Below are 2,775 nucleotides of genomic sequence, written 5' to 3'. Positions count from 1 at the left end.
CCGCCCCCGCTCCCCTACGACATCGAGAAAAACACGAACTCCGAATTCGGTTGAGAACCTCGCGAAAGGAGAAAGACATGTCGAAGCGCAGCTTTGTTGTCGTGACGATCATCGCAGTGGCAGTCCTGACCCTGGGCATCGCGCTGCATCCGGCCACCGCCCTTGCCGGAAGTCAGCAGCAAACGAAGGGAGATCGCTACCTCCTCATCATGCCGCACACACCCGACCAATGCCTGAAGGCCCTGGATGACATGGAGGCGGCGTCGTCTGAGCTGCTGGCAAAGACCGACTGGGGCTGCATGGCTGGCGACCACACCGGGTACGTCGTCGTCCACGCGGCCAGCGAGCAGGCCGCCTTGGCCATGATCCCGGCCAGCGAACGCGCGCAGGCGAAGGCAATCAAGCTCAACAAGTTCACGCCCGAGCAGATCAAGTCGTTCCACCAGAAGATGTAGTTCTCTTACTCACCTGACGACATCTGAGCGCCCCGCCCCGTGGCGGGGCGCGGGTTCTTCGGAGCGTTCTTCCGGCCCGTGTTTGCCGTCGCCTCCTCTACGGCACAGGAGCCGATCGGGCTATCGCCTCCCCCTCGTTTGGCGCTGCTGTTTGCTCATCCCATGGTAAGATCGGCGCACCACAACAGGACACCTGGTTGCACCGGGTAAAGAGGAGGAAAGAATGGTCAAGAAGATCCTGCTTGGCGGCCTTGCGATCTTTGTGGCATGGGAGGTCCTCGACTTCCTCATTCACGGGGTGGTCCTCGGGGCCACCTACGCCACCGTGCCGAACCTGTTCCGGCCGCAGGGTGAGATGAAGATGGGCCTGATGGCCGTGGTCGCGCTGATCGGTGCTCTCGCCTTCGCCGCCGTGTACGCGTGGTTCGTGAACCCGAAGAGCCTGGCCACCGGGGTGAAGTACGGCCTCGTGTGGGGCTTCGCCAGCGGGATCATGATGGGCTACGGCAGCTACTCGGCCATGCCGATCCCGTACATCATGGCCCTGGTCTGGTTCCTGGGCAGTTGGGTCGAGTTCACGGTTGCGGGCTTGCTCGCGGGCCTGATCATCACGCCGGCCGCGACGACGTAGCCTCTCACGTACGGCTGCCCGGCCTCGTCCGGCTTCCCCTTTCTCCCAGGAGACAGGGAGCGAACGGTGCGCCCCCTGCCCGCAGAAGCGGTAGAATGCGGGAAAGGTGGGGGCATGGGGGCCAAGTACACGCCGCAGCACAAGATCCGCTTCGTGACGGCGGCCGCGCTGTTTGACGGGCACGACGCGGCCATCAACATCATCCGGCGTCTCCTGCAGGCCCACGGCGCCGAGGTGATTCACCTCGGGCACAACCGGTCGGTCAAGGAGATCGTGGACGCCGCAATCCAGGAGGACGCCCAGGGGATCGCCGTTTCTTCCTACCAGGGCGGCCACATGGAGTTCTTCACCTACATGATTGACCTCCTGCGCAAGGGCGGCGCGGGGCACATCAAGGTGTTCGGCGGGGGCGGCGGGGTGATTGTGCCCGAGGAGATCAAGGCGCTCCACGAACACGGGGTGGCGAGGATCTTCTCCCCTGACGACGGGCGCGCACTGGGGCTCGACGGAATGATCGAAGTGATGATGCAGGCGTGCGACTTCGATCCGTCCGCACTGCCGGGGAGCCAGCCGCTCGAGCTGTCGCCGTCGCACTGGAACGCCGTGGCCCGCCTGATCAGCAAGGCGGAAGCCGGCCAGCTCGCCTCTTTTGAGAAACCTGGGGCTTCAGACTCCAAGCCGCCGATCGTCGGCATCACCGGGACCGGCGGGTCCGGCAAGTCTTCACTCACCGACGAACTGGTGCGGCGCTTCCTCGCCGATTTCCCGGATCTGGCCATTGCGGTGCTTGCCGTGGATCCGACCAAGCGGCGGACCGGCGGGGCCCTCCTAGGCGATCGCATCCGCATGAACTCGCTCGGCCCGGATCGCGTCTACATGCGTTCCCTCGCAACCCGCCAGGCGCATCGGACCCTCTCCGCGCACATGAAGGCCGCAGTTGACGTGTGCGCCGCCGCCGGCTTCGACCTGGTGATCGTGGAGTCGGCCGGCGCGGGCCAGGCGGACAGCGAGATCGCCGACCTCGCCAATGTCTCCCTGTACGTGATGACTCCCGAGTACGGCGCGGCGATGCAGCTCGAGAAGATCGACATGCTGGACTTCGCCGACCTGGTCGCGATCAACAAGTTCGACCGCCCGGGGGCGCTGGACGCCCTTCGCGACGTGCGCAAGCAGTTGCGCCGCTGCCGCAACGACTTCTCGACCGCCGACGAGGCGCTCCCTGTCTTCCCAACCTGCGCCCACCAGTTCCACGACAAGGGCGTCAACGCGCTCTTCCTCGCACTGGTGGGAAGGTTGCGGGAGCACTGCTGCAACGGGTGGGAGCCAGCCTCCAGCCACGCACACCCCGCGGGCGCACCGGAGCGCCACCCGCTGATCCCGGCCGAGCGCGTGGGCTACCTTCACGAGATCGCGAAGACGTGCAGCGGTGCGCGGGAGCGGGCGCAGGAGCAGGCGACGGTGGCCCGCAAGCTCTACCAGCTCACCGGTGCGCGCGCGATCTTGTCGGCCCGCAACGCCGGCGGTGACGACGCCGATCTCTGGAAGCTGTTCGAGCAGATCACAGGTGGGGAGCTCCCTGCAGACCCGCCGCTCGCCGACCTGGACGCCGAGATCCGTCGCCTCGCTCACGCCCTCTCAGGCGACTCCCGGGAGCTGCTGGCCACCTGGCCAGAACTCCGGAAGGAGTAT

General features: G+C 66.1%; 3 protein-coding genes. All 3 read left to right on the top strand.

Annotated elements, in window-relative coordinates; all coding sequences use genetic code 11:
* Positions 1–77: 77 nt before the first annotated feature.
* On the top strand, positions 78–455 hold the full coding sequence (locus VMS96_02330; GenBank protein HVP42237.1) for a hypothetical protein: 378 nt from the start codon (positions 78–80) through the stop codon (positions 453–455).
* Positions 456–678: 223 nt separating this feature from the next.
* A complete protein-coding gene (locus tag VMS96_02325) occupies positions 679–1,086 on the top strand; it encodes a hypothetical protein (GenBank protein HVP42236.1) in 408 nt (135 codons plus the stop codon).
* 114 nt (positions 1,087–1,200) lie between these two features.
* A partial coding sequence (locus VMS96_02320; GenBank protein ID HVP42235.1) for a cobalamin-dependent protein occupies positions 1,201–2,775 on the top strand: 1,575 nt, incomplete at its 3' end.

The sequence above is a fragment of the Terriglobales bacterium genome, from assembly GCA_035543055.1.
In the GTDB taxonomy this organism is placed as follows: domain Bacteria; phylum Acidobacteriota; class Terriglobia; order Terriglobales; family Acidobacteriaceae; genus JAIQFD01.
The sequence above is the reverse complement of the archived record's forward strand: the minus strand, read 5'-3'. Positions and strand labels throughout refer to the sequence as shown.

What these genes read in the sequence shown, in the direction of transcription:
- VMS96_02330 (HVP42237.1), top strand. Translation starts at nt 78, where the DNA reads ATGTCGAAGCGCAGCTTTGTTGTCGTGACGATCATCGCAGTGGCAGTC.
- VMS96_02325 (HVP42236.1), top strand. Translation starts at nt 679, where the DNA reads ATGGTCAAGAAGATCCTGCTTGGCGGCCTTGCGATCTTTGTGGCATGG.